This window comes from Parasalinivibrio latis (assembly GCF_036825535.1).
Lineage (GTDB): Bacteria > Pseudomonadota > Gammaproteobacteria > Enterobacterales > Vibrionaceae > Parasalinivibrio > Parasalinivibrio latis.
Map to the genome: position 1 here is coordinate 74,465 of NZ_CP098812.1, position 19,533 is coordinate 93,997.

18 protein-coding genes are annotated in these 19,533 nt (G+C 53.5%); 14 read left to right on the forward strand and 4 right to left on the reverse strand.

Annotation, left to right across the window (positions count from 1 at the left end):
- Positions 1–11 precede the first annotated feature (11 nt).
- Together NF212_RS00350 and rsmD are read right to left on the reverse strand one after the other, a co-directional pair.
- Entirely contained in the window at positions 12–278 is a 267-nt protein-coding gene (locus NF212_RS00350; protein WP_434357830.1) for a DUF1145 domain-containing protein, read from the reverse strand.
- Positions 275–889 (reverse strand): 16S rRNA (guanine(966)-N(2))-methyltransferase RsmD, encoded by a 615-nt coding sequence (gene rsmD, locus NF212_RS00355; RefSeq protein WP_434357832.1) that lies wholly within the window; start codon positions 887–889, stop codon positions 275–277. Before rsmD ends, NF212_RS00350 begins: the two co-directional genes overlap by 4 nt.
- A gap of 83 nt (positions 890–972) precedes the next feature.
- Here rsmD and ftsY point away from each other — a divergent pair, with 83 nt between their 5' ends.
- The 9 genes from ftsY (at position 973) to glpD (ending at position 11,332) form a co-directional block, all read left to right on the forward strand.
- Positions 973–2,856, forward strand: a complete 1,884-nt coding sequence (ftsY, locus tag NF212_RS00360) for a signal recognition particle-docking protein FtsY (RefSeq protein WP_434357834.1) — start codon at positions 973–975, stop codon at positions 2,854–2,856.
- A gap of 5 nt (positions 2,857–2,861) precedes the next feature.
- Entirely contained in the window at positions 2,862–3,527 is a 666-nt protein-coding gene (ftsE, locus tag NF212_RS00365; RefSeq protein ID WP_434357836.1) for a cell division ATP-binding protein FtsE, read from the forward strand.
- On the forward strand, positions 3,520–4,464 hold the full coding sequence (ftsX, locus tag NF212_RS00370) for a permease-like cell division protein FtsX (protein WP_434357838.1): 945 nt from the start codon (positions 3,520–3,522) through the stop codon (positions 4,462–4,464). The genes ftsE and ftsX overlap by 8 nt, the downstream gene beginning before the upstream one ends.
- A 118-nt stretch (positions 4,465–4,582) precedes the next feature.
- On the forward strand, positions 4,583–5,440 hold the full coding sequence (rpoH, locus tag NF212_RS00375; protein WP_434357840.1) for an RNA polymerase sigma factor RpoH: 858 nt from the start codon (positions 4,583–4,585) through the stop codon (positions 5,438–5,440).
- Between the two features lie 357 nt (positions 5,441–5,797).
- The gene (gene glpE / locus NF212_RS00380) at positions 5,798–6,127 is read left to right on the forward strand and encodes a thiosulfate sulfurtransferase GlpE (protein WP_434357842.1); all 330 of its coding nucleotides are present in this window, start codon (positions 5,798–5,800) and stop codon (positions 6,125–6,127) included.
- A 41-nt stretch (positions 6,128–6,168) separates the two neighbouring features.
- A complete protein-coding gene (glpG, locus tag NF212_RS00385; protein WP_434357844.1) occupies positions 6,169–6,999 on the forward strand; it encodes a rhomboid family intramembrane serine protease GlpG in 831 nt (276 codons plus the stop codon).
- Positions 7,000–7,338: 339 nt separating this feature from the next.
- Entirely contained in the window at positions 7,339–8,700 is a 1,362-nt protein-coding gene (gene glpT, locus NF212_RS00390; RefSeq protein ID WP_434357846.1) for a glycerol-3-phosphate transporter, read from the forward strand.
- Between the two features lie 100 nt (positions 8,701–8,800).
- Complete coding sequence (locus NF212_RS00395) at positions 8,801–9,559, forward strand: DeoR/GlpR family transcriptional regulator (RefSeq protein ID WP_434360794.1); 759 nt, start codon at positions 8,801–8,803, stop codon at positions 9,557–9,559.
- A gap of 258 nt (positions 9,560–9,817) precedes the next feature.
- Positions 9,818–11,332 (forward strand): glycerol-3-phosphate dehydrogenase, encoded by a 1,515-nt coding sequence (gene glpD / locus NF212_RS00400; protein ID WP_434360795.1) that lies wholly within the window; start codon positions 9,818–9,820, stop codon positions 11,330–11,332.
- 64 nt (positions 11,333–11,396) lie between these two features.
- Here glpD and NF212_RS00405 read toward each other — a convergent pair whose 3' ends face one another.
- On the reverse strand, positions 11,397–11,807 hold the full coding sequence (locus NF212_RS00405) for a flagellar basal body-associated protein FliL (protein ID WP_434357848.1): 411 nt from the start codon (positions 11,805–11,807) through the stop codon (positions 11,397–11,399).
- A gap of 197 nt (positions 11,808–12,004) precedes the next feature.
- On the opposite strand from NF212_RS00405, the gene NF212_RS00410 reads away from it, so the two are divergent.
- Both NF212_RS00410 and ubiA read left to right on the forward strand, forming a co-directional pair.
- Positions 12,005–12,541, forward strand: coding sequence for a chorismate lyase (locus NF212_RS00410; protein ID WP_434357850.1), 537 nt, complete (start codon positions 12,005–12,007; stop codon positions 12,539–12,541).
- A gap of 4 nt (positions 12,542–12,545) precedes the next feature.
- Complete coding sequence (ubiA, locus tag NF212_RS00415; RefSeq protein ID WP_434357852.1) at positions 12,546–13,403, forward strand: 4-hydroxybenzoate octaprenyltransferase; 858 nt, start codon at positions 12,546–12,548, stop codon at positions 13,401–13,403.
- A 311-nt stretch (positions 13,404–13,714) separates the two neighbouring features.
- On the opposite strand, the gene plsB is transcribed toward ubiA, so the two are convergent.
- Positions 13,715–16,207 (reverse strand): glycerol-3-phosphate 1-O-acyltransferase PlsB, encoded by a 2,493-nt coding sequence (gene plsB, locus NF212_RS00420; RefSeq protein ID WP_434357854.1) that lies wholly within the window; start codon positions 16,205–16,207, stop codon positions 13,715–13,717.
- A 395-nt stretch (positions 16,208–16,602) separates the two neighbouring features.
- Between plsB and lexA the strand changes: the two genes are divergently transcribed.
- The 3 genes from lexA (at position 16,603) to coxB (ending at position 19,528) form a co-directional block, all read left to right on the forward strand.
- Positions 16,603–17,226, forward strand: a complete 624-nt coding sequence (lexA, locus tag NF212_RS00425) for a transcriptional repressor LexA (RefSeq protein WP_434357856.1) — start codon at positions 16,603–16,605, stop codon at positions 17,224–17,226.
- 223 nt (positions 17,227–17,449) lie between these two features.
- Complete coding sequence (locus NF212_RS00430; RefSeq protein ID WP_434360796.1) at positions 17,450–18,196, forward strand: class I SAM-dependent methyltransferase; 747 nt, start codon at positions 17,450–17,452, stop codon at positions 18,194–18,196.
- A gap of 207 nt (positions 18,197–18,403) precedes the next feature.
- Positions 18,404–19,528 carry a cytochrome c oxidase subunit II gene (coxB, locus tag NF212_RS00435; RefSeq protein ID WP_434360797.1) on the forward strand — a complete coding sequence of 375 codons (1,125 nt, stop codon included), beginning with the start codon at positions 18,404–18,406 and terminating at the stop codon, positions 19,526–19,528.
- Positions 19,529–19,533 lie beyond the last annotated feature (5 nt).

Consider the following 19,533-nt stretch of genomic DNA (forward strand, 5'->3'; position numbering starts at 1 on the left):
CGAAACTGTCTTTACATCATATGTTTGCGTCGGATGTCGAGCAGCGCAAAAATCCCAAACAGCAAGATGGACCATTTCTCCCACTTGGAGAGCGCCACTTTATCGCCGAATGCGCCTATGAAAATCAGCATCTGAATGCCATGCATGAAAAGCAGGAAGCCGGTCAGGATGTAGAGTGCCATCGCCGCCACGCCGGGAAATGGGTGAACGATGTTGGTGACCAGTACAATCCAGACAAACAGAATGGCAAGTTTGGCAAGGCCTATCAGAATTTTCATTGTCCCTCTCTCTGATATAAACGGTAACTGATCTGTCCGGCTGTTTTTTCACGGTGCAGGGACCAGCTTACAGGCACTTGAAGCTGCCCAAGCTCACTCTCTGCCTCAACGTAAATCATGGCGTTATCCGCCAGCCAGCCGTTTTGTTCCAACAGGTCAAACACGGTTGCCAGCATATCACGGCGAAACGGTGGGTCGATAAACACGATGTCATATGGCTGACCCGGTTTTGTGAGATAAGCCAGGGTATCAGTTTGTACTACCTTTCCACTGGTGGTGTTCAATGCAGCAAGGTTTTGTTTGAGCTGGCCGGCGGCTTTGCTGTCAAATTCGAGCAAAGTGACTTTTTCAGCCTGGCGGGAAAGTGCTTCAAATCCGAGGCCACCACTGCCGGCAAACAAATCGAGGCATTTTGCCTGGTAAATGTCGGCCATTAACCAGTTAAACAGGGTCTCTTTTACCCGGTCAGTGGTTGGGCGCAAACCGGTAACATCGTGAACAGGCAGCTTACGTCCACGCCACTGTCCGCCGATGATGCGGACAAACCCCGGTGCGGCCTGAGTACCTTGCGGGCGCTTGGGTGAACGGGATGATGTTTTGTTTCGGGACATAGTTTTTGAGACCGTTTAGAAAGTGATAGTATATGTCGGTTTTTACACCGCAAATTGTACCAATCACGAATTAGGATTTGCCAATGGCAGAAAAAAAGAAACGTGGATTCCTGTCTTGGCTCGGTTTTGGCCGCAAAGATACCGAGGAAGCGGCACCTGAGCAACCGGATACCTCTGCTGCGGAAGAAGAAGCCCGCCTAAAAGCAGAAGCTGAAGCAAAAGCTGCCGAGGAAGCCCGCCTCGCCGCAGAAGAATCAGCACGACTACAGGCCGAAGAGGAAGCACGTCTGGCTGCCGAGGAAGCGGCCCGCCAGCAAGCGGAAGAACAAGCCCGCTTGGCAGCCGAAGAAGCTGCCCGTCAGCAAGCGGAAGAACAAGCGCGTTTAGCTGCCGAAGAAGCTGCCCGTCAGCAAGCGGAAGAACAAGCCCGCTTGGCAGCCGAGGAAGCAGCCCGTCAGCAGGCGGAAGAACAAGCGCGTCTGGCAGCCGAAGAAGCGGCCCGCCAACAAGCGGAAGAACAAGCGCGTTTAGCTGCTGAAGAAGCAGCCCGTCAGCAGGCGGAAGAACAAGCGCGTCTGGCAGCCGAAGAAGCAGCCCGTCAGCAGGCGGAAGAGCAAGCGCGTCTGGCAGCTGAAGAAGCGGCTCGCCAGCAAGCGGAAGAACAAGCACGCTTGGCAGCTGAGGAAGCAGCCCGTCAGCAGGCGGAAGAACAAGCCCGCTTGGCAGCCGAGGAAGCAGCCCGTCAGAAAGCGGAAGAACAAGCCCGTTTAGCTGCCGAAGAAGCGGCCCGTCAGCAGGCGGAAGAACAAGCGCGTCTGGCTGCCGAGGAAGCAGCCCGTCAGCAAGCGGAAGAACAAGCGCGTTTAGCTGCGGAAGAAGCTGCCCGTCAGCAGGCGGAAGAGCAAGCGCGTTTGGCGGCCGAGGAAGCGGCCCGTCAGCAAGCGGAAGAAGAAGCGCGTATTGAGGCTGAGGCAGAAGCAAAAGCTGCCGCCGAACTGACTGCCGAATTTGAGCGTGAGCAGGCAGAGCGGGAAAAGCCGAAGCGTGAAGGTTTCTTTGCCCGCCTCAAACGTGGCCTGCAAAAAACCAAGACCAATATTGGCAGCGGGTTTTTCAGCCTGTTCTCTGGCAAGAAGATCGATGACGAACTTTTTGAAGAGCTGGAAGAGCAACTGCTGGTTGCCGATGTCGGTATTGAAACCACTACCCGGATTATCGACAGCCTGACGGACAAGGCGAGCCGTAAGCAACTTAAAGACGGCGATGCCCTGTATGGCCTTCTGAAAGAAGAAATGGCTGAGATCCTCAGTACGGTTGAAAAGCCGCTGGAAATTGACGAGCGCAAAACCCCTTACGTTATCCTGATGGTTGGCGTAAACGGTGTGGGCAAGACTACCACCATCGGTAAGCTGGCCAAGCAACTCCAGAGTGAAGGCAAGTCAGTGATGTTGGCGGCCGGTGATACCTTCCGTGCTGCTGCGGTAGAACAGCTCCAGGTATGGGGTGAGCGCAACAATGTTCCTGTGGTCGCCCAGCATACCGGTGCTGACAGTGCTTCTGTAATTTTTGATGCTATCGAATCGGCCAAGGCACGCAATATTGATGTGCTGATTGCCGATACCGCCGGCCGCTTGCAGAACAAAGCCAACCTGATGGAAGAGCTGCGCAAAATTGTTCGCGTGATGAAAAAGCTCGACCCGGATGCACCGCACGAAATCATGCTGACCATTGATGCCGGTACCGGCCAGAATGCGATTAGCCAGGCCAAACTGTTCAACGAGATTGCACCACTGACCGGTATCACCCTGACCAAGCTGGATGGTACCGCCAAGGGTGGTGTGATTTTCGCAGTGGCAAACCAGTTCTCGATCCCTATCCGCTTTATCGGCGTGGGTGAGGGTATTGATGACCTGCGTCCGTTCAATGCCAATGATTTTATCGAGGCATTGTTTAGCCGGGAGGATTAAGCACAGTGATTCGGTTTCAGGGGGTAACAAAGGCATACCGGGGAGGCCGCCAGGCGCTGCAAAAAGTGAGTTTTCACTTACAGCGCGGCGAGATGGCTTTCCTGACCGGCCACTCAGGGGCGGGGAAAAGTACCCTGCTGAAACTGCTGTGCGCCATGGAACGGCCTTCAGACGGTAAAATTATGTTCAATGGCCATGACATCACCCGTCTTGGCCGCCAGGACATCCCGTTTCTGCGCCGGAACATCGGCATCATCTTCCAGGATCATAAACTGCTGATGGACCGCACTGTTTATGACAACGTGGCCTTGCCACTGCGGGTTGAACTGACGCCGGAAGATGAAATCAAGCGCCGGGTCTCTGCGGCGCTGGACAAGGTCGGCCTGCTCGACAAAGCCAAGTGCCTGCCGGTCCAGTTGTCGGGTGGTGAGCAACAACGGGTAGGGATTGCCCGGGCGGTGGTAAACCGGCCGCTGGTACTGCTTGCCGATGAGCCAACCGGTAACCTCGATGCGGCACTTTCACGCCAGATTATGGAACTGTTCCGCCAGTTTAACAGCGTGGGGGTCACCGTACTGATGGCAACACATGATACCTCTTTGCTGTCTACCTATGACTTCCGTCGTCTTGAGCTTCGTGAAGGCAAGTTGCATGAGGCGTCCCATGGCTAAAACCCCAAAAGCAAAAAAAGGGCAGAAGACCGGATTTTTCGCCCTTCATAAAATGCAGGCACGCCAGGCTCTGGGTGATCTGCTGGGCCGGCCGCTCGGGAATATCCTGACACTGGCGGTACTGGCGCTGACACTGTCGCTGCCGGCGACTCTTTATACCCTGGCAAAGAATATCGTCCATGTGACGGATGAGTGGCAGTCACCGACTCAGGTAACAGCCTACCTTGGCCACCAGGTCTCCGAGTCTGACGGGGAGGCACTTGCTGTCCGCATGGCATCAGAGCCGGATGTGGAATCGGCGAAATATATCTCCCCGCAGGAAGGTCTTGATCAACTGCGTGAAAAACAGGGTTTTGACCAGGCGGTGAGCCTGCTCGACACCAACCCGCTTCCGGGTGTGGTGGTGGTTTATCCCAAGTCGGTTGATGACAGCGCAACCGTCACTGCAATTGCGTCGACACTGCGAAGTGATTCCGGCGTTGATGAAGTGCGGATGGATACAGACTGGCTTTCCCGCCTTGCTGCAGTGAAAAACCTGGTGGTGACGCTGGCAGGTACACTTTCTGCCTTGATGTTGGTGGCAGTGTTCCTGATTGTAGGTAATACACTTCGCCTTCAGGTTCTGAGCCGAAAGGAAGAGATCCAGGTAATGAAACTGGTTGGGGCGACCGACAGTTTTATTCTCCGTCCTTATCTTTACCTTGGTGTTTGGTACGGCTTGCTTGCTTCTGTAGCGGCGTGGCTGGTTACCGGGATTAGCATCCTGATGCTGGACAGTGCGGTCGCCACCCTGGCAGACCTTTACGACAGCGGATTCCGCCTTGCCGGGCTTGGTTTGCAGGACGGATTATTGCTGGTGATGCTTGCGATCTTTGTCAGTCTGTTGGCCGCAAGGCTTTCTGCTGCAAGGCATTTACGTGAAATTGAACCTGTTTAACGGTTTTGTGTCCAATAGAAATGTATGCTTCGCCGCCTTGCCATTTTGTTCATCTTGTGTACATTATGGACGGCTATACTGATTCAATAGTATTCGATTCATCGAAAACGAGGTTTGAATGACAAAAGAGATGTTCCCGCTGGTGCCCATTTCCCAGGACAGCGTAGACGGCTACCTGCAGACGGTTAGCGGCTACCCAATGCTGACCGCGGAAGAAGAGCGCGCGCTGGCCGAACGCCTTCACTATGAAGGTGATCTCGACGCGGCGAAGGCACTTATCGTCTCGCACCTGCGCTTTGTTGTTCATATTGCACGTGGTTATTCCGGCTACGGCCTGCCAATGTCTGACCTGATTCAGGAAGGCAATATTGGCCTGATGAAAGCGGTTAAGCGTTTCAACCCTGAAGTGGGTGTCCGTCTGGTTTCCTTTGCGGTTCACTGGATTAAGGCAGAAATACACGAGTACGTCCTGCGTAACTGGCGTATTGTGAAAGTGGCAACCACCAAGGCACAGCGCAAGCTGTTCTTTAACCTGCGTAAGGCGAAAAAGCGCCTGGGCTGGTTCAATGCTGAAGAGGTGAACACGGTTGCCCGTGAGCTGGGTGTTGAAGCCAGCGAAGTCCGTGAGATGGAAGCCCGTCTGGCGGCTCAGGATCCGACTTTCGAAGCCTCTGCCGACGATGATGACCGAGATGCACCTGTGGCCCCGGTTTACTACCTGGAAGACAAGTCGTCTGATCTGGCAGTCAATGTTGAAGAGGAAAACTGGGAAAGCCACGCCAACCAGCAATTGGCTTATGCCATGGCATCCCTGGATGAGCGCAGCCAGCATATCATCCGCTCCCGTTGGTTGGATGACAACAAAGCTACCTTGCAGGATCTTGCTGATATGTATGGCGTATCCGCTGAGCGCATCCGCCAGTTGGAAAAGAACGCACTTAAGAAACTCAAGCTCGCTGTGGGTGACGATCTCTGATCTTCAGCTACCATCGAAAAAAACCGGCTCAGGCAGCCGGTTTTTTTGTACCTGGAATTAGCACCGTGATGATCATCACATTCCCATATCATGAATCGCCGTTATCCCTGAGATACGATCACTTATCCACAGGTTATTTACGATCCGATCTATATGTAGTGGATCCAGCCTGCCGATCATAGACTATTCACGCAATTCACAGCTTTACCCACAGGAGGGTAAAAAATGAACAATTCCCGCACTTTCCGCATAGGGATAGCAGGGGAAGAGTAAGGTAGAATGGTTAAAAACACAGAGTTAGCGGGATTGGCATATCTGCCGTCCGGTTTGGATAGCCCTTTCGGAGTTGAATAATTCATGGAGCAATTTGCGCATATCTCGGTAAATGAGGCGTTTGAGCTGCTGGAAAACCAGGAAAAAAAATCAGTGCTGGTGGATATCAGGGATCCTCAGTCGTTCCAGTTATCCCATGCCCGATCTGCCTTTCACCTGACCAACGACACGATCGTACAGATGATGCAGGAGGTGGATTTTGAACAACCGGTAATGGTGATGTGTTATCACGGGATCAGCAGCCAGGGGGCGGCGCAGTACCTCCTTAACCAGGGTTTTGAGGAAGTCTACAGCGTCGATGGTGGGTTTGAAGCGTGGCAAAGAAGCCAACTTCCGGTTGAACAAGGGTTATAGGTTATAATAGCCCGACTTTTCTTCCCTGAGGTGAGGACTCCATGCAACGACTGGCGGCAATCAACAACCCGCGGGCTGCACAGGCCTTTATCGATTACATGAAAACCCGGCATATATCAGTTGAAATGATGCCGGAAGAAGGTGGCCGGGTTGCCCTTTGGCTGCGTGATGATCAGGATCTTGTTGAAGCGCAGGCTGAACTGGATCGTTTTATCCAGAACCCCAATGATCCCCGCTATATGGAAGCCTCATGGTCATCAGGGGATACCCGCTCCGCCAAATTTGTGTACCCTGCCAACAACCTGATGGGTCTGGTAAAAGCCAAAGCCGGGCCGTTGACGCTGTTTGTCATGGCTGCGTGTGCGGTGATTTATGTCCTCGGCTATTTGGGGCTGGGAGGGCCGATTTTCTCCCTGCTGCATTTCCCGGCCAACCCGGCTGAAGATTGGCAGTTATGGAGGCTGTTCAGCCATGCTTTCCTGCATTTCTCCCCGCTGCACATCATTTTCAACCTGCTGTGGTGGTGGACGCTGGGCGGGGAAATTGAGCGCAAGCTCGGTACCAACAAACTGCTGCAGATATTCCTGTTGTCGTCCTTGTTTTCAGGGTTTGCACAGTATTTCTTCTCCGGTGCCAACTTCGGCGGCTTGTCCGGGGTGGTTTATGCGCTGCTTGGCTATCTGTGGTTTATTGCCTGGCTTGCGCCCCAGAAAGGGCTGGGCATAGATAAAGGGCTGGTTGGCTTTATGCTGTTCTGGCTGGTGTTTGGTTTTGTGGAACCATTTGGGATGAATATCGCCAATATGGCTCACCTGGCTGGCCTGCTGTCTGGCTGCGGGATTGCTGTTTGGGATGCCAAACGGCAACGTTGATTCTCTTGCTACAAGACGAAGTATTCTCAAACGCCGGGTCTTTACCTGGCGTTTTTCATTTTGAGGCCGGGCGACACCTGACCTGTTCTGGGAAATTGCCCCCAGCTATTCCAAGCCAAAAAATTCATCTTTCTGGTATTAAAAACTGGTCACAGATCGCGTATTCGAACATTTATTCACGTCATTGCTGAATCGCTGGTGAATTATTCGCTTTTCATCACGGTTTGTGTTCATTCGAATGCAGAGAATCTCAATAAATGAGCAAATGAAAGAATATTGTTCATTTTCACCTCTGTTGTTTGAAATAAAAAACTGAAATTAGAATAAAAGGAAAACAAAATGTTTGGTCTGTTCAAGCCCGCTGCGCATATCGAGCGATTGCCGGACGGCCAGGTCGATCCCGCTTACAAGCGGCTTCGCTGGCAGTTGTTCGCCGGTATATTTATCGGTTATGCCGGCTATTACCTGGTGCGCAAAAACTTCAGCCTCGCCATGCCTTTCCTGATTGAGGAGTATGGCTTTTCCCGCGGCGATCTGGGGGTGGCCCTGTCAGCAGTATCCATCGCTTATGGCCTTTCCAAGTTCCTGATGGGTAACGTATCTGACCGTTCAAATCCTCGCTATTTCCTCTCCGCCGGTCTTTTGCTCTCAGCCCTGGTTATGTTCTGTTTTGGCTTTATGCCATGGGCAACCGGCAGTATTGCAGCAATGTTTGTCCTGCTGTTTCTCAACGGTTGGTTCCAGGGTATGGGATGGCCAGCTTGTGGCCGTACCATGGTGCATTGGTGGTCGCACAAAGAACGCGGCGGGCTGGTGTCGGTATGGAATGTTGCCCACAACGTCGGTGGCGGCCTGATAGGCCCACTGTTTATTTTCGGGATGTGGATGTTTGCCGATGACTGGCGGACGGCCTTTTATGTCCCGGCATTCTTCGCCACCCTGGTTGCAGTATTTGTCTGGGTCACCATGCGTGATACGCCACAGTCCTGTGGCCTGCCTTCCATTGAAGAGTATAAGAATGATTACCCGGATAACTATGATGCCAGCCAGGAAGAGGAACTGACGGCCAAGGAGATCTTCTTCAAGTACGTGTTCAATAACCGCCTGCTGTGGTACATCGCTTTTGCCAATGCCTTTGTTTACCTGATTCGCTACGGCGTGCTGGACTGGGCACCGGTATACCTGAAAGAGGCCAAGGGCTTTACGGTGGATAAATCCTCCTGGGCGTATTTCCTGTACGAGTGGGCAGGTATCCCGGGCACGCTGCTTTGTGGCTGGATGTCGGACAAATTCTTCAAGGGTTCCCGTGCGCCCGCCGGTATTCTCTTTATGGTACTGGTAACGCTGGCTGTGTTGCTGTACTGGTTCAACCCTGCTGGCAACCCAGGCATTGATATGCTGGCGCTGGTAATGATCGGCTTCCTTATCTATGGCCCGGTTATGCTGATTGGCCTTTACGCCCTTGAACTGGCCCCAAAAAAAGCAGCCGGTACTGCGGCCGGGCTGACCGGTTTGTTCGGCTACCTTGGCGGCGCAGTGGCAGCTAACGCTGTACTCGGTTACACCGTGGATCATTTTGGCTGGGACGGCGGTTTCACCTTGCTGATTGGTGCGTGTGGCCTTTCAATCGTGTTCTTGGGTTGCGCCTGGATGGGTGAGCGGCATATACGCGCTGAAAAACTGGCAAAACAACACGCCTGATTGCGATCCGAATCATTGGCAAGCGAATTTGCCAATGAGTAAACTAAAAGCCCCGCCTCGGATATTCCAGCCGGGGCTTTTTACGGGAGCAAACACCGCAGTGAAGCAAAATAAAAGACACCAGGAGATCGTGAGCCTGGTTAAAACACAGGGCTATGTAAGCACTGAAGATTTGGTTGAACGTTTCAATGTCAGCCCGCAAACCATTCGACGTGACCTCAATGAACTGGCTGCAGAAAACAAAATCCGCCGCCACCATGGTGGGGCGACAATCCCTTCCAGCTCCGTCAATACTGCTTACAACACCCGTAAGGTGATGCAGCTGCAGGAAAAAGAGCGTGTAGCCGTGGCGCTTGCCCGGCATATCCCTGACGGTGCAACGCTGTTCCTCGATATCGGTACCACGCCGGAAGCTATTGCCCGGGCACTGCTTGAGCACAATGACCTGCGTATTGTCACCAACAATATAAACGCGGCCGGTATCCTGATGAGCAAGCCGGATTTCCGCATTATTCTCGCTGGAGGGGAAGTGCGTAACAGGGATGGCGGGATCATGGGTGAAGCGACGCTGGACTTCGTTTCCCAGTTCCGGCTGGACTTCGGCATCCTCGGTATCAGTGGTATCGACTTTGATGGCTCCCTCCTGGATTTCGATTACCATGAAGTTCGCGTAAAGCAGGCGATCATGGAAAACAGCCGGGCTGTTATGCTGGCGGTTGACCACACCAAGTTTGGCCGTAACGCCATGGTCAATGTCGGGACTGTTGCCCAGGTAGATATGCTGTTCACCAACGCCCAGCCTCCGGAAACCATTTCCTCTATCCTGCGCGAACACGAAAAATACCTGGAAGTGGTGTAATACGTGCCAAACTGATGGAATGCCTTCCGTAAACCGCCGTCACGGCGGTTTTTTTATGCCGGAATTTACCCTTTCGTGATCTCGCAGCAGCAAACCTCTAACATTCGATCGTGATCTTTTCGTGTTTTTCTACTAATATGCTCGAAAACGAACATTTAAATGCTCGCTTTGTTTCGTTTGGATGACAAGTGTCCGTGTTCGGGTGTTGTCAGGGAACAGGGCAGCCAGCGAAAGCAAAAGGAAAAGAGGGTCGCGGTCATGTCTGAACAGGTGCTCGATGTTATCGTCGTCGGGGGCGGAATAAATGGGGTTGGAATTGCTGCTGATGCAGCCGGGCGAGGGTTGAGTGTCGGGATTTATGAGGCGCAGGATTTTGCTTCAGCAACGTCTTCGGCCAGTTCCAAGCTGATTCATGGCGGACTTCGATACCTTGAACACTATGAATTCCGGCTGGTGGGCGAAGCACTGGCAGAGCGTGAGGTCTTGCTGAAAAAGCTCCCGCATATTGCATGGCCAATGCGGTTTCGCCTGCCACACCGCCCCCACCTTCGCCCTGCCTGGATGATCCGGGCTGGCCTGTTCCTCTACGACAACCTGGGCAAACGTACCAGCCTGCCCGCCAGCCATGGTGTGAATTTCAGCGCCGGCTCCGTTCTGGTACCGGAAATCAAAAGGGGTTTCGAATACTCAGACTGCTGGGTGGATGATGCCCGACTGGTCATCCTCAATGCCATAGAGGTGGCACGCCAGGGTGGTGAAGTGCGAGGCCGTTGCCGGGTTGAAAAGGCTGAGAGGGAAAACGGGCGCTGGAAGGTGACCGTATTTGACAGCCTCAATGGTGAACGTTTTGTCCGATATGGCAAGGCTCTGGTGAACGCTGCCGGCCCATGGGTGCAGCAGTTCTTTGACACCAGCCTGCCACTTAAATCCCCACGGAAGATTCGCCTGATTAAAGGATCACATATTGTGGTCCCGCGGGTACATGACGAACCACAGGCCTACATCCTGCAAAACGAAGACAGCCGGATTGTCTTTGTCATTCCTTACCTGGACCGGTTTTCCATCATTGGCACAACAGATGTGGAATATACCGGTGATCCGCGTGACGTCGCGATTGAGGAAAAGGAGATTGCCTATGTGCTGGATGCCTATAACCGCCATTTCAAAAAGAAACTTACGCAGGAAGATGTGGTGTGGACATACAGTGGTGTGCGACCGCTGTGTGATGATGAGTCGGATTCACCCCAGGCGATAACCCGCGATTACACACTGGAGCTGGATGGTGAGGGGGCACCGCTTCTTTCTGTGTTTGGCGGCAAACTCACGACTTACCGCAAGCTTGCTGAAGCCGCGCTGGAAAAACTCAAACCGTACCTCCCTGAAATGGGGCCAGCCTGGACAGCAAACAGCTTCCTTCCTGGTGCGGACGCTGAATACCGGCGGGATGAGTATGCTCAGGAACTTACTGAGCGTTACGAATGGCTTGATAACTTTACGGCGTCACGCTTTGCCCGCGATTACGGTAAGCTGGCGGAGAAAATCCTGGAGGGCGTTTCGAAGCCGGAACAGATGGGGCAGGAGCTGGGGATGGGCCTGACCACACGGGAAGTAGATTACCTTATCGAGCAAGAGTTCGCCTGTGATGGTGAGGATGTTCTGTGGCGGCGAAGCAAACTTGGCCTGTACCTCAATGGGGAACAGCGAGAGGCTGTCAGCCGCTATGTTGAGCACCACCTGCACGCACGGGACCAAGCACCGGAATCTGTTGCCTGATCAGAGGCTCATTGTTACCGAACAACAAAGGCGCCTACCCGCGCCTTTTGTTATTGGTCTTTTCTTATTGGTAAAGGTACTTGGTAAAAAGGAGTTCCGTTACCACCCGTTCTTTGGTTTCCGCCAGCAACAGGGCATTTACCTTTTCCAGGCAGGCTTTTCTCAGCTCTTCCCGGCCATTAAGTGATTTCACTTCGGTCTCGGATTCCTGGCTCAGTACCTGGGTAATGGCATCACGGATAAGGGGGGAGTGGTGCTCAAGGATTTGCACCTTTGCCGGGTCATCAACCATCAAATCCACGCGGACATTAATAAAGCCAAGGTTCTTTCCCTTAGTGACAAAGTTGGTCGTAATCTCCGGCTCCAGCGTAAAATAGGTATATTTCGGTCCAGCAGCTTCCTCTTCTGCTGAAGCAGGTGTGGCGACAATCGCGGGTAAGAGGAGCAGTAAGCCGGCGAACAGGTTTTTAATCATAGTTTTTCCACTCAAGCTCATTAAACAAAGCGCACCTGTGATATTGTAGCAAGCCAGCGTAGGGGTAGTTAACATACGCATTGGCGGACATATTTGGATCCTGCCTGCCTGTTACAATGACAGCCCATTATAATAACGGATAAAGAGTAACCATGGCGGTTTCCGTTCCTGGTTATGCAGGATAACACCAGAAAACCATGTCACAATTCAAGCAATTATGTATGTCCGCCCTGGAAGGGGCAAATTGGGAAGCGCCTTGTGATGTCGTCCAGGCCTGCGAAGAGACAGGACCCTGGTTGCTTGAAGAACACTCCATGACCGAGCGCCTCCGGCGCTACTGTAAAGAATTGCGTGTGGAAGTGTTTGCGCAGTTTCCCGTTGATGCGAGCCAGCTCACTTTGCAGGAGAGAAGTCTGCTGGGTGATGAAAATTGTCTGGTGCGTCAGGTTATTATCTACGGTGACAACCAACCCTGGTTGTGTGCCCGCACCCTGATGCCGCAAACCACACTGACCGATAATGAGAAAGACATTGCCGATCTGGGTGACATACCGCTGGGAGAGCGGGTGTTCCGTTTTGGTGAGGCCCGGAGAGACGCCATTGAGGTTGCCCGGGTGGAAATGGTGCCACACGCGTTACTGGCCCGGCGATCCAGACTGTGGGTGAACAATAAACCGTTGCTGGTAGCGGAGCTCTTCCTGCCTGACGCGCCGGTTTATGCCAAGGAGAGATAACATCATGGAGATGACCAAAGCCCGCGCATTCTGGCAACTGACGCGGATGGACAGGCCTATTGGGTCACTGCTTCTATTGTGGCCTACCTTATGGGCTCTGTTTTCTGCTGCCGGCGGTTTGCCGGATATTGGTGTGCTGGCAGTGTTTGTTGCCGGTGTGGTACTGATGCGCGCTGCCGGCTGTGTAATCAATGACTTTGCCGACCGCAATTTTGACGGGCATGTAAAGCGCACTGCCCAACGGCCGATGCCCTCGGGCCTGGTCAAGGAAAGTGAAGCCCTGTTGCTGTTCGCTGCCCTGGTTATCGTCGCATTTGGGTTGGTGCTGACCCTGAACTGGCTCACTATCAAGCTGTCGGTTATCGCCCTTCTTCTTGCTTCTGCCTACCCGTTTATGAAGCGGTACACCCACCTTCCGCAAGTAGTGCTGGGTGCCGCATTTGGCTGGTCTATTCCGATGGCGTTCGCTGCAGAAGCGGGATTTCTGCCACCTGCCGCGTGGATTCTTTTCTTTGCCAATGTTGCCTGGACGGTTGCCTACGACACGCAATACGCCATGGTGGACCGTGATGACGACCTGAAAATAGGGATTAAGTCTACAGCCATCCTGTTTGGGCGCTGGGACAAGATTGCCGTCGGTGTTTTGCAGCTTTTCACTGTCCTGATGTTGACAGTGTTTGGCTGGCTCTCTGGACTGGGCGGCGTTTTCTTCTGGAGCCTGCTGGTTGCCAGTGGCCTGTTTGTTTACCAGCAGCAGCTTATCCGCCACCGCGAGCGCGATGCCTGCTTTAAGGCATTTCTCAATAACAACTACGTGGGGATGGTGGTGTTTTTGGGAATCGCGGTAAGTACGCTTTTCTAAGACGGTGTTTTTCGCGGTTAGCTACTGATAGGTCTTTGGGTCTATATCAAACGGGCTTCTCGGAAGAGAAGGTCCCAGGATCTGGAAAAAGAAAAATATAAGCGCTTGAACCACTAAGCCTATCATTCAAAATCCTTGAGGACCCAGGACCCAGGACCCAGGACCCAGGACCCAGGACCCAGGACCCAGGACCCAGGACCCAGGACCCAGGACCCAGGACCCAGGACCCAGGACCCAGGACCCAGGACCCAGGACCCAGGACCCAGGACCCAGGACCCAGGACCCAGGACCCAGGACCCAGGACCCAGTATTTACTGCTTTTCAGCTTCCGGCTGTTTGCTTTCCATGGTTTCTTCCACCTTAGGGCACTCTTCATCCTGCGTTTCAGCCTGGCTGAGGATGGCCTGGATGGTCAGTTTCACTTCCGGGGAAACCAGTCGGGTGACCAGCTTTTGCAGGCGCTCCATCGGCTGGGTGACGGCATGGGCGTCACTGTCTACATAGCCCAGGCGGCGCAGGGTATCAACGAAGGTGGCGAACACTCCCTTGTCGAAGAACTCCGGCGCGTTGATGCCATGCAGGCGGCTCAGGCGCTGGGCCAGCATCTGGCTCTGTTTCTCCAGCTCACCGCGGGTAATCTCCGGCTCGTGGCTGTAGATAGTCAGGGTGATGGCATAACGCTGCAGGGTTTCGCCGATGATACGGCCAAGCAGTTGGGTGTCACCCAGGCGTGCCGGGTTCAGCTTCACGCGCTCACCGTCGATGCAAAGCAGCTTCTGGCGTACCAACTCCTCAATACACGCATCCAGGTAAGCCGGGAAGCTTTCCTCATCAAAGCGCAGGAACAGCTCGGCTTTCAGCAGCGGGTAAAGGGTGTTAACCGCTTCTTTCAGCGCATCCAGCTTGATGGTGCCACGCTGGACAACCACATTGGCCACCAATGACGGGATGGCAACCAGGTGGATGATATTGTTGCGGTAGTAAGTCATCAGGATCGCCTGCTGGCGGTCCAGCGAGATGATTTCACCCAGTGAATCCTTGTCTACCTCAAACTTGTTCAGGCTCAGCGCATGGTCAATCATCTCACTGACCGGCTGTTCCGGCAGGGTTGAGCTGTCAGAGTACGGCACGTTGCGCAGCAGTTCGATAAACACCTTGAGCTGGCCTTCCAGTGCCTCGCGGCTCAGTGCTTTCTGGCGTGAGGCCAGCAGGGCAAGGCCGCAGAGGGTCAGGGCGTTGGTCGCTGCTGCATCGTTGATGTGGGTCATCATGCGGGTAGCCAGCTTATCGACAACCGGGTTCATCCAGTTGGGCTTTTGCGGCTCGATCGAGTTGATGCTGGCCGTCCAGTCAGGCACTTCTTCGTTCAGGAACTGGTTGACCTGGATAGGCTCACCGAAGTTCACGTAACCCTGGCCGTAATTGCGCAGCTTGCGAAGGATACCGAGCACCTGGCTGAAGTTTTCTTTTTCCTTCGGTTTGCCCTGCAGTTCTTTGGCGTAGGTTGCTACTTCCATCACGTGTTCATAGCCGATATACACAGGTACCAGGGTAACCGGGCGCTTGAGGCCGCGCAGCATTCCCTGGATAGTCATCGACAGCATACCGGTTTTCGGTGTCAGCAGGCGTCCGGTGCGGGTACGTCCGCCTTCGCTGAAGTATTCCACGGAATAGCCGCGGGCAAACAGTTCAGACAGGTACTCACGGAAAACAGTGGAGTAGAGCTTGTTACCCTTGAAGCTGCGGCGGATAAAGAACGCACCGCCCCGGCGGAAAATCGGGCCTGCAGGGAAGAAGTTCAGGTTCACACCGGCAGCAATATGCGGTGGCACCAGGCCTTCATGGTAAAGGACATAGGAGAGCAGGAGGTAGTCCATGTGCGAGCGGTGGCAAGGGACATAAACCAGCTCATGGCCGTCCTGCGCCAACTGGCGGACACGCTCGGCGTTATGGATGTTCAGGCCCTGGTAGAGCTTGTTCCAAAGCCAGCCAAGCACACGGTCACCGGTACGGATAAGGTCATAGGAGAAATCTGCAGCGATTTCTTCCAGCATATCGATGGCTTCCTTGCGCACTTTCTCAACCGGCACCTTGCGGCTGGCTGCTTCGTCCTGAACCACTTTCTCAATCGCCGGAGAGTTCAGCAGTTGCTTGAACAAGGCGTGGCGGTTGGGCAATTTCGGGCCGGACGCTGCCAGTTTCTGGCGGGCGAAGTGGATGCGCGCAACGCGGGCCAGCTTATGGGCAATGGCACTGTCTGTGCCGTGCTGGTCAGCCATGTAACGCAGGGAGACTGCCGGGCTCATGCGTACCATGGAGTCGCGGCCAAGGGCCAGTACCGCCCAGAATTTCTCAATGCCGTTATAGGAGCGCAGCGGAGTGCGCATGTCTTCTTCACGGCCTGGCTTGCGGCTCCACACCACAGAGGCCGGAACCAGCTGGATATCAAGCTCGCTGTCGCGCTTGTGCAGGTCCAGAAGGTCAGTAAAGAGTTCCTGTGACGATTTAGGCAGGTCTTTGTCACGGGAGAGCAGCTTGCGGCCGTTGGAGAGAAATACGTAACGGCGCAGGCGTTTGCCTGCAATTTCCAGCGGTTCAAGCGGATCCGGCAGGCCCTGCTCCTTGCAGTTCAGGCGCAGTGTCAGAAGATCTGAACTTGAGCGGAATGGCAGGACATAAACCACTGGCCGGCTGAGGTCGAGACCCAGCTGGGTAACGGGATCAGAAGGAATACAGTTCCCTTTGACCAGTATCGAGAGCGGTTGGTTTAGCAATTTATAGTAAAGAGAGCGCCAAGCAGACATGCTTTTATTAGCCTCAATGTTATTTAAATGACGGGTAGCCCCATCTGTTCCATTTTCGGGCTTGGTTAAACCCGGTGTTCCGTGCATCAGTATGGCACCCTTTCCCAGTGCGGGATGGTGCTATACGGTTACAGGCAACCCGGAAATTCGACAAGCTGTGGGTTTCCTCAACTGGTCGGTGCAGTAGGATAGCAGAAACCGGGCGCTAACTTGCAGCCATATGGCATGAATTATCGTCAACTGGCGAAATTACTCTGGCGGAATCACTGTATCGGCCCAATATTACAGTCGGCGAAAAGAAATGCGATATGGACAAGAAATCAGCACTTTGTCTTTCCATTCGGTGAAACACTGGATATACTCACAGTTAACTGTATAAAAAGACAGGTTCTGATATGAAGCCGTTAACGGAAAGACAGCAGCAAGTCCTTGACCTTATCAAGGCAAAGATCGACGAAGCCGGTATGCCCCCGACTCGCGCGGAAATTGCCCGGGAACTGGGCTTCCGCTCTGCCAATGCCGCCGAGGAACACCTGAAGGCATTGGCCCGTAAAGGTGTCATTGAAATTGTACCGGGTGCCTCCCGTGGTATCAGGTTGCTGATTGAAGATGAAGCTGCCAATGATGAACCGGGCCTGCCGCTGATTGGCCGGGTTGCTGCCGGTGAACCTATCCTGGCTCAGGAGCATGTGGAAACCCACTACCAGGTAGATCCGGGCCTGTTCAAGCCAAATGCAGATTTCCTGCTGCGTGTTAACGGCATGAGTATGAAAGACATCGGTATTATGGACGGTGATTTGCTCGCGGTTCACAAAACCCAGGACGTCCGGAATGGCCAGGTGGTTGTTGCCAGGGTAGAAGAAGATGTCACCGTGAAGCGTTTCGAACGCAAAGGCTCCCAGGTGATCCTGCATGCGGAAAATGAAGAGTTTAAGCCTATTGTGGTTGACCTCGGCTCCCAGCATCTGACGATTGAAGGATTGGCTGTAGGTGTGATCCGAAACGCAGATTGGATGTAACAGCATTCAAGCCATTGTTGGCTAACTGCAAAAGCGTTTCCCAAGCCCGGCTTATTTGCCGGGCTTTTTTTTTGGCGGGGCGAAATGGGGTGAAAATAACCGTTTGCCAAAGCAAATGATAACCATTATCATCTCTTGAGATCAGGGAGAGGATAATGTGAACCCGAAAGCAACCAGACCAAAACCAAACCAGTTTCGCATCCCTTCGCGGTTGCTTGAACCCATGTGGCTGCGCAGCCGGGAAAGCCTTGTCGATAACGGCCACGTCTACGATCCTGTTGCTGCCACGGCATGTCGCCAGTGCCGGCTCAGCCCTGATTGCCTCAACGGAAACATTGACCAGAGACAGTTGCTGTATACCACCCTTGCTGCCCAGTGCGATACCGTGGTTAAAAAATTCCTCAAGCGCCACCCCAGCGGTTGGGTGCTTAATGTGGGTTGTGGCCTGGATACCCGCTTTTTCCGTCTCGACAATGGGCGCTGCCGCTGGCTGGAACTGGATACCAGCGAGAATTTGTTGTGGCGAGAAAAGCTGTTTCACCGCAGTGAACGCTACCAGATGCGCTGCGGGTCAGTGTACGAGCTGGGGTGGTTGCAGGAACTCCCTATGCGGGACGGTGAGCCGCTGATAGTGGTTTGTGAACTGGCGTTGCTGAGTTGCTCAATGGAACAGCTTACTGCGTTTCTTCGCTCTGTTGGACGGCGTTTCCGCCAGTTTGAGTCCTGTTTTGTGGTGGCAGGAGACCTGTGCGAAAGCCGTCCAGGGAAACTAATGGGTTGTGACTGCTATGCCCATGGGCTGAAAGATCCAGCTCGCCTCCTGAATCTGATTCCCTGGGCAAATTCCGTCTCTCTGTATTCCCCGATAGATAAGCCGTGTATGCGTTGGCGGATATGGCAACGGATGCTGAACCGCATCTCCTTCCTCAAGTATCGTGTCACACTGGTAGTAATTCATCTCACTGTTTAACATGTTGTCTCGGTTATGAGTTTTTGTGATCCCCTCTTCAAGATGCGTTGAGCATTTTTTGTCCTTTTCCGATTTCTTTCCTAACTTGAATATGTAAATAAAAAGTTAAATCTTTATCGGCAGTTAGGCCGATTGCATACATGGGGCGTGCGTTTTTTTCGGGCAATTGTCCAGGGAGGAAATGTGATCACGCGGATTTTAGCCGGGATACCGGTATTGTTTTTCGTGACCGCTCAGGCTGCCGGAACCGGTGGGCTGCAGCTCAACATGACACAGGGTGTGACAGAAATCAGTAGGCAGGTGTATGACCTGCATATGACAATTTTGTACATCTGTGTCGCTATTGGTGTGGTGGTGTTCGGTGCAATGTTCTGGGCAATTATCCATCACCGAAAATCCAAGGGGGCCGAAGCGGCTACCTTCCATGAAAGTACCAAGGTCGAGATTATCTGGACCTTGATACCTTTCCTAATCCTCATCTCAATGGCGGTACCTGCTACCCAGGTATTGCTGGCAATGGATGATACCAGTGAGCCGGAATTGACGGTGTTGGTCACCGGATCGCAGTGGAAGTGGCACTACAGCTACTTTGACCAGGATGTGGAATTCTTCTCCTTGCTGGCATCTTCCCAGGCTCAAATCAACAACGAGCGCGAAAAGCGGGAAACGTATCTGCTTGAAGTGGATAAACCCCTGGTGTTGCCGACCGGCAAAAAAGTGCGGTTCCTGATTACTTCCCAGGATGTGATCCATTCCTGGTGGGTGCCGGACTTTGCCGTGAAGAAAGATGCCAACCCCGGGTTTATCAATGAGGCCTGGACCAAGATTGATGAACCCGGCGTCTATCGCGGACAGTGTGCAGAACTCTGTGGCAAGGACCACGGCTTTATGCCAATCGTGGTGGTGGCCAAGGAGCCTGGTGAGTTTGACAGCTGGCTGACTGAAACCCGGGTTGCCCAACAGCAAGCTGCGGAAGAAGAAAAACGCCTGCTTGATATGCAGATGTCTGAAGAAGAGCTGATGTCGGTGGGAGAGAAAGTCTATGCCTCCCGCTGTGCAGCCTGTCACCAGGCAAATGGCGAAGGGCTTGCCGGGGTCTTCCCGCCGCTTGCCGGTGCCGAGATTGCGGTGAAGAAGGAACGCCTTCTTGACCACATGAATGTCGTTATCCATGGTCAGGCCGGGACGGCAATGCAGGCATTTGGTGAACAGTTGAGCCTGAAAGAGTTGGCTGCGGTCATTACCTACGAGCGAAACGCCTGGGGTAATGATACCGGAGAGCTGATTCAGGCGGCGCAAGTCCAGGCAGTGCTGGACGGTAAAGGATTATAGGAGAA

What these genes read in the sequence shown, in the direction of transcription:
- NF212_RS00350 (WP_434357830.1), bottom strand. Translation starts at nt 278, where the DNA reads ATGAAAATTCTGATAGGCCTTGCCAAACTTGCCATTCTGTTTGTCTGG.
- rsmD (WP_434357832.1), bottom strand. Translation starts at nt 889, where the DNA reads ATGTCCCGAAACAAAACATCATCCCGTTCACCCAAGCGCCCGCAAGGT.
- ftsY (WP_434357834.1), top strand. Translation starts at nt 973, where the DNA reads ATGGCAGAAAAAAAGAAACGTGGATTCCTGTCTTGGCTCGGTTTTGGC.
- ftsX (WP_434357838.1), top strand. Translation starts at nt 3,520, where the DNA reads ATGGCTAAAACCCCAAAAGCAAAAAAAGGGCAGAAGACCGGATTTTTC.
- rpoH (WP_434357840.1), top strand. Translation starts at nt 4,583, where the DNA reads ATGACAAAAGAGATGTTCCCGCTGGTGCCCATTTCCCAGGACAGCGTA.
- glpE (WP_434357842.1), top strand. Translation starts at nt 5,798, where the DNA reads ATGGAGCAATTTGCGCATATCTCGGTAAATGAGGCGTTTGAGCTGCTG.
- glpG (WP_434357844.1), top strand. Translation starts at nt 6,169, where the DNA reads ATGCAACGACTGGCGGCAATCAACAACCCGCGGGCTGCACAGGCCTTT.
- glpT (WP_434357846.1), top strand. Translation starts at nt 7,339, where the DNA reads ATGTTTGGTCTGTTCAAGCCCGCTGCGCATATCGAGCGATTGCCGGAC.
- glpD (WP_434360795.1), top strand. Translation starts at nt 9,818, where the DNA reads ATGTCTGAACAGGTGCTCGATGTTATCGTCGTCGGGGGCGGAATAAAT.
- NF212_RS00405 (WP_434357848.1), bottom strand. Translation starts at nt 11,807, where the DNA reads ATGATTAAAAACCTGTTCGCCGGCTTACTGCTCCTCTTACCCGCGATT.
- NF212_RS00410 (WP_434357850.1), top strand. Translation starts at nt 12,005, where the DNA reads ATGTCACAATTCAAGCAATTATGTATGTCCGCCCTGGAAGGGGCAAAT.
- ubiA (WP_434357852.1), top strand. Translation starts at nt 12,546, where the DNA reads ATGGAGATGACCAAAGCCCGCGCATTCTGGCAACTGACGCGGATGGAC.
- plsB (WP_434357854.1), bottom strand. Translation starts at nt 16,207, where the DNA reads ATGTCTGCTTGGCGCTCTCTTTACTATAAATTGCTAAACCAACCGCTC.
- lexA (WP_434357856.1), top strand. Translation starts at nt 16,603, where the DNA reads ATGAAGCCGTTAACGGAAAGACAGCAGCAAGTCCTTGACCTTATCAAG.
- NF212_RS00430 (WP_434360796.1), top strand. Translation starts at nt 17,450, where the DNA reads ATGTGGCTGCGCAGCCGGGAAAGCCTTGTCGATAACGGCCACGTCTAC.